Genomic DNA, 6,444 nt, shown 5'->3' on the forward strand with positions numbered 1-6,444 from the left:
CGAGACATTAAACGGACGTGGAGGCAAGCATAAGACTAACGTCAAGCTAGCAGCAGCCAGTGTTAGCGGAGCTTTGCGAAGCGCAAAACGTCAACCCACCGAAGAGCTATGGTTCAGTAGGAATCTCCGCGCCTTCAGGCCGGAGAGGATGTCAATGATACTTTAGAAGCCTGATCGTACAGCGATATCTTACCGTTTTATCAAGTGGTTAGATGAAAACATCGACATATTTACCGCTAATAAAGAGAGTTTAGGGTTTGTTTGGGTTTGAAATTTGCTAAAGTCCCGTTAGCCTGTATGACAAAAAAGCGAGTTTGGAAATATGCGTCGAACTTATAAGGCTATAGCGTTGATGAGTACAAACCGTTCCATAGCTTCGACTTTTCTGTGAAATTGTTGTTGCTGTTTCTTTGGATATCGACTGAGAATTAAGTCTTTCGGCCGCCCCTGAGTCGGGAGCATATCTTTCATCCAAAACCGATAGCTAAAACCAGGTATGGGGTTGAATCAAGTTGCGGAAAGTAACTTCAATCTTAAAACGCCAACTGTAAGCAGTTAAAATTTCTACTGCGGACGCGGACAGAGTGACATCGATTGAAAGCAGAATTATTTGTTTCCCTTCCGGCCACACAGCTAGGACAAAACGCACATGCATGAACAGGAGAATCCCAGTGCAAATCTATGGCGCGATATCTGAGTGTCACCATCTTGCCGTAAAGTAGTATAGTTTCTGTAGTGAAGCAGTCTTTCTGATTAAAAAAGTTGCGTAATTTGACTGATTCACCCCAGATGCGAGGTCTGCCACGACTGCGTTTAAGCGGTGGTGTTGGTAAAGGAGCTTTGCCGAGTGCATTGATTCGTACTCTGGTAATTAATCGGAGATTGTGCTTCCTCAACTCTTCAATCAACTGTTTAGAAGCAAAGTATGCATCAAGGATGATATAACTACCAGCATGGATAAGTTCTGCGCACAAACTAGACATTCGATCTACTATTGTAGTTTCATCATCCTCAGTCGTCTTGATACCATCTTGTAACCCCAAAGTTACAGGAACCGCTTTCAAACAAGAGCCTGCTTCTAAGAGTAAGGTGATAACTCCAATAACATACATTTTTCAGCATTTATCTGGAGATTTCATCACTATAACCTCTATAAGTTTCATCGCCATCAATAAATTGACGACCACATTCTACACAAATATAGTTTTGCTTTCCTTTCTTTTGGCCATTTTTATTGATGTTATATCAAATCCGGTTAAACAGCCATAGAATGGTTAAGTCTTTAGAATTCTGAATTCTGAATTCTGAATTCTGAATTCAGGAGAAGAAAGAATTAGAAAGATGAGCGTAGTTATGATAATCGGATAATTTTTTTATGCCCAATTAAGCGGATTTGATGTTAGTTGATTGACCGATTTGGACATTCCATAATTTTTCTGCCTAATTAGCGTTGGCGGAGCCTAGCGGCAGCTATATCGCTCCTTTCTCAAATCATATCGTGTCCGGTAGCATCGTTTATGTATAAAATCAAGGTGACAATAGGAGAAAACCTTCTGCCTCCTGCCTCCAGCATAGCTGCCTTCCTTCCACCAAAGTCTAATTATTCAACCGGACATGATATCATACCTTAATTCACCAACCGCCGTTTTTTCCACTAAGAACTTTGTACTGTCCAGTATTAGACATCTCCAATAATAAAAAATCAAATCAACTATCGTACAGAAATTATCAATTCTTTCCCCCTACTGCCTACTGCCTACTACCTACTGCCTCTTTTCTGGAGATGTCTATTGAAGACGTTAAATTTGACAATAACGTTGTAAACCTGCTGTTTCCTGACTATATGCCTCCATATCAATTTTCACAGGTTCGACATTCCAAATTTCCTGACAATATTCATTAATAGTACGGTCAGCAGAAAATTTACCCATATTAATAGAGTTAATAATCGACATTCGAGTCCAATATTCGGGATTACGATAAGCCTGATTAACTCTTTCCTGACAATCAATATAAGCTTGATAATCAGCAAACAACATATATTCATCTTTTCCTAGTAAAGATTCTACAATTGGATGGAATAAATGTGGTTTACCAGGTGAGAAATAACCAGAAGCAATACGGTCAATAACCTGTCGTAATTCTTGGTTAGAAGTATAGTATTGTTCCGGATTATATCCCTGATATTTTAATGCTTTAACTTCTTCAACATTCAATCCAAATAAGAAGAAATTTTCAGCACCAACAGCTTCGCGAATCTCAATATTTGCCCCATCAAGAGTACCAATAGTTAAAGCACCATTTAGGGAAAATTTCATATTGCCAGTACCAGAAGCTTCCTTTCCAGCAGTAGAAATTTGCTCAGAAAGATCGGCTGCTGGATAAATTCGCTGACCGATAGATACAGAGAAATTAGGCACAAAAACTACCTTGAGACGATCGCGTACATCTGGGTCATTATTAACTATGTCCCCTACAGCATTAATCAATTTAATGATTAATTTTGCCATATAATAACCTGGTGCTGCCTTCGCGCCAAAAATGAAAGTGCGATGCAAAATATCCACATCTGGATTCTGTTTAATCCGATTATAAAGGGTAATAATATGCAGCACACTCAACAGTTGACGTTTGTATTCATGGAGTCGTTTTACCTGAATATCAAACAGAGAATTAGGATTAACTACAATTCCTATTTTTTGCTGAATATAAGCAGCTAAATCTTGCTTATTTTCATGTTTAATCTGACTCCAATTATGACGAAATTCTAGGTCATCAATAAACCTCTCAAGCTGCTTAATTTCCTCTAAATTTTTAATCCAATTTTTGCCAATTTTATCTGTAATTAGTAATGCCAACTTCGGGTTACTAATTAATAACCAACGACGGGGAGTGATACCATTAGTTTTATTCGTAAATTTCTCCGGCCAAAGTTCGTAGAAATCTCTCAAAACGTCTGTTTTCAACAGTTGAGTATGCAATGCTGCCACACCATTGATAGCATGAGCGCCAGCACAAGCTAAATGAGCCATCTGCACGCGTTTTTCAGGAAATTCTTCGATCAGTGACATCCGTGCCAACCGCCCATCATCTCCCGGATAACGTTTCTTAACTTTTTCTAGGAAACGGAAATTAATTTCGTAGATAATTTCAAGATGTCGTGGTAGCAGAGTTGCGAACATACTGACAGGCCAACGCTCTAGAGCTTCTGACAGAAGTGTATGGTTAGTATAGCCAAAGGTATTTTGAGTAATATTCCAAGCTTTTTCCCACTCAATATCATGCTCGTCTACTAACAGGCGCATTAATTCAGCAACACCGATAGAGGGGTGAGTATCATTGAGTTGAATGGCTGCTTTTTCGTGGAAGTTGTCTAAATTTGGATTCCGTGACAAGTGAGTACGAATGATATCTTGCAGAGAACAACTGACGAAGAAATACTGTTGCTCTAAGCGCAACATTTTGCCTTGAAATATATTATCGTTGGGGTAGAGAACTTTAGAAATATTTTCAGATAAAGTTTTGTCTTCAACGGCGCGGTTATAGTCACCGGAGTCAAAAACTTGCAGGTCAAATTCATTACTTGCTTTGGCACTCCAGAGGCGTAGAGTATTCACTGTGTTGGTATTGTACCCAGGAACAAGAGTATCGTAGGGCATTCCAATGACTGTGCGTGCAGGTATCCATCTGACCCGATAATTACCTTGTTTGTCTGGGTATGCTTCTGTGTAACCACCGAATTTTATTTCCACTTGGTTTTCATGGCGAGGAATTTCCCAAGGGTTGCCCAGACTTAACCATTTGTCTGGCTGTTCAACTTGATAGCCGTTTTGAATTTGTTGTTTGAAAATGCCAAATTCATAACGAATGCCGTAGCCTACTGCCGGAATTTCTAGGGTGGCGAGAGAGTCTAGGAAACAAGCTGCTAGACGGCCTAAACCACCATTGCCTAAACCTGGTTCTGGTTCTTTTTCGATCAAGTCATGAAGTTCAAGACATGATTCTTCGAGAGCTTGACGGGCAACTTCCCAACAACCTACATTGACTAGGTTTTTAGCTAGTTGGCGACCCATAAGAAATTCGGCTGAGAGATAGTATACTGTTTTGACGTTTTGATGGAAGTATGTTTTTGTGGTTTTGAGCCAACGGTGCAACAGGCGGTCACGCACTGTATATGCTAAGGCCATATAGTAATCATAATTGGTAGCAAATTCTATATCTTTCCCCTGTAAATAATATAAGTTATCGGCGATCGCTCGTTTGATGGTATCGAGGTTAGTGCCTGTGCGATCGTCTTCTACTTGAATTTTTACTTTTTCTGTGTACGATGCACTCTGATCTTGGTGTACTTCTTGCATAATTCTAGAATTTGGTAATCTGACAATTTATTGACAACATTCAAAGCAAATTTACCGAATAATTAATAATTAATAATTAAATAATTCTGGTTTAAAGCTGACCCTTTTAAGAGGAAAAAGCGGTCGAGGGATGGCGTTTTGCTCCGCAACATATAAAGCGGAGCGGCTCTTTCACTCTTCGGGTCTCCTCGCCATATCTAATCGACCAAGAGAAAAGAAAATATTCCTTATATTCAATTCCGTAACGGTTTTAACCAGAGGTAATTATCAATTATCAATTATCCATTAATGAAAGGGCTTTTTAATAATTAGTTCAGTCCCCATATTCTGATGAAAAGCTCTATTTTTAGTTAACTTTTCATTTAGTATCAGGATTACTTCAGCTTATATCTGGTAGTTTTTTTATGTTTTAATAATAAACCCATTTGATTACCTTTCATAGATATTAAGTTTCATTATTTTAATTTATTTCTATATCAAATCCAAAATATTTTAGTATAGTATAAGGTTTTTTCCAAAAAATTTAGATTGATTTTCTGATTTGATTTATTGACAAATTTTTAGTTGTGGTAAATTTTAAAGAAAAGATAAAATATTAGATAAATTTAAAAATAATAGAGTATATTGTCGAGGTTTTAAATTAAAAAAAAGAAAACAGAGAATCAAAAATAGAATAACTGAATATTTAACATCTTCTGACCTATGAGTAATATGACTTATAGTTCAGTTTATCCGATAGAAGTAGTAGAAATAGCACAATTAAATTAATATGATATTGGGAGAAACGATTGATTTTTTCTACTATTACTTAACACCTTATTTGATTAATGTATTATTTCTCATATAGCAGGGAACGGGCAAAAGTGGGAAAAACATTTCCCTGTCTAGTGATTGTTTTTGCCGATAATCTTATTAAAATACCATGAGATAATTAACTAAAATTCAATAAAAACTCAGTGGTGGAAAGTATCCAAGTATTAATCTTTAATGATTGAGAAATACAGTTATTAGGAAGAACTTGTACTACTCATTTAGCGATCGCTTATGCTCAAGTATGCTCAAGGACTAAGATTAGTTTGTTGCTCTGGTTTTGTCTGAGAATGAACTAGACAGTAGCACGCATAATTAGGGTCTGCTGAAAAAATTGGTTGGTGGGGGTAGGACACGGGGAGGCACCAGACGTAGGGACGCAGAGATGGGGAGAACAGGCAAAGGTTTCGGCCATTTTATCTGAAGAAATTTTCTCGAATTTCAGCAGAAAATTTTAGTATCTTGAGGCAAATAATATCATGTCCGGTTAAACAGTGATAAATAAATAACTACGGAGGAGTCAGTCCTCAGGAGGAAAGAGGGAAGAAAGAAGAACAACTAGAGTTGAAGGAAAAAGTTTTTTATAACTAATTATCCGGACATGATATAAGAGCTATAAACTTGAAGATAAACTGAATATAAAAAGCTCTATTAGCGTAAGCTATCCTGACTTTTAGCTTTATTCAGTAAGCCTTAATTAGGGTTTGCTGAAAAAGTATGAGTGATCAGGGGAGGAGTCAGGAATCAGGAGTCAGAATAAATAGGAATTATAGAGGAGGTAGTTGGAAAAATTATCCCTGGATTGTTCTGCCATAATCATCCCAAAATACTTACTTTTTGAGCTTGAAGCACCGAAAACCAGGCACTTTTTTCAATCCTAAAAAAACTAAAGCCAATATCAGTCAATGCTTTTAGATTTAATTAGTAAGCCTTAATTAACATCAGATACAAAAATTATAGTCATTCTGAATAAGACTGATTCTGCTGAAACTCTTTCAAGGTAAGAAACCCTTATCTCAATCTGGTAGTCCTGCATGGTAATGGTAGAAGATATATATTTTTTAATTTCTCCCACACTCCCAATCCCCCAATCTCCCAATCTCCCCATCTCCCAATCTCCCCATCTCCCAATCTCCCAATCTCCCCATCTCCCCCTCCCCCCATCTCCCCCTCCCCCCCTCCCCCCCCCCCCCCCCCCCCCCCCCCCCCCCCCCCCTCCCCCCCCCCCCCCCCCCCCCCCCACTCCCCCCCTCCCCCCCCCCCCCCTCCCCCCACA

General features: G+C 38.5%; 4 protein-coding genes and 1 pseudogene. All 5 read right to left on the reverse strand.

What is annotated here, in order from left to right; genetic code table 11:
- Positions 1–333 precede the first annotated feature (333 nt).
- The 5 genes and pseudogenes from F6K54_RS38085 to F6K54_RS38105 all read right to left on the reverse strand — a co-directional run bounded on the left by F6K54_RS38085 (position 334) and on the right by F6K54_RS38105 (position 6,332).
- Complete coding sequence (locus F6K54_RS38085) at positions 334–462, reverse strand: hypothetical protein (protein WP_293089260.1); 129 nt, start codon at positions 460–462, stop codon at positions 334–336.
- A 71-nt stretch (positions 463–533) separates the two neighbouring features.
- A complete protein-coding gene (locus F6K54_RS38090; RefSeq protein WP_293089261.1) occupies positions 534–1,112 on the reverse strand; it encodes a hypothetical protein in 579 nt (192 codons plus the stop codon).
- Positions 1,113–1,125: 13 nt separating this feature from the next.
- A pseudogene (locus F6K54_RS38095) lies at positions 1,126–1,239 on the reverse strand (IS1 family transposase); the annotation flags it as partial.
- A 560-nt stretch (positions 1,240–1,799) separates the two neighbouring features.
- On the reverse strand, positions 1,800–4,358 hold the full coding sequence (locus F6K54_RS38100) for a glycogen/starch/alpha-glucan phosphorylase (protein ID WP_293089262.1): 2,559 nt from the start codon (positions 4,356–4,358) through the stop codon (positions 1,800–1,802).
- Between the two features lie 1,821 nt (positions 4,359–6,179).
- Positions 6,180–6,332, reverse strand: coding sequence for a hypothetical protein (locus tag F6K54_RS38105; protein ID WP_293089264.1), 153 nt, complete (start codon positions 6,330–6,332; stop codon positions 6,180–6,182).
- Positions 6,333–6,444 lie beyond the last annotated feature (112 nt).

Source organism: Okeania sp. SIO3B5, from assembly GCF_010692555.1.
Lineage (GTDB): Bacteria > Cyanobacteriota > Cyanobacteriia > Cyanobacteriales > Microcoleaceae > Okeania.

Coding starts and splice junctions, on each gene's coding strand:
- F6K54_RS38085 (WP_293089260.1), bottom strand. CDS start 462: ATGCTCCCGACTCAGGGGCGGCCGAAAGACTTAATTCTCAGTCGATAT.
- F6K54_RS38090 (WP_293089261.1), bottom strand. CDS start 1,112: ATGTATGTTATTGGAGTTATCACCTTACTCTTAGAAGCAGGCTCTTGT.
- F6K54_RS38100 (WP_293089262.1), bottom strand. CDS start 4,358: ATGCAAGAAGTACACCAAGATCAGAGTGCATCGTACACAGAAAAAGTA.
- F6K54_RS38105 (WP_293089264.1), bottom strand. CDS start 6,332: ATGGGGGGAGGGGGAGATGGGGAGATTGGGAGATTGGGAGATGGGGAG.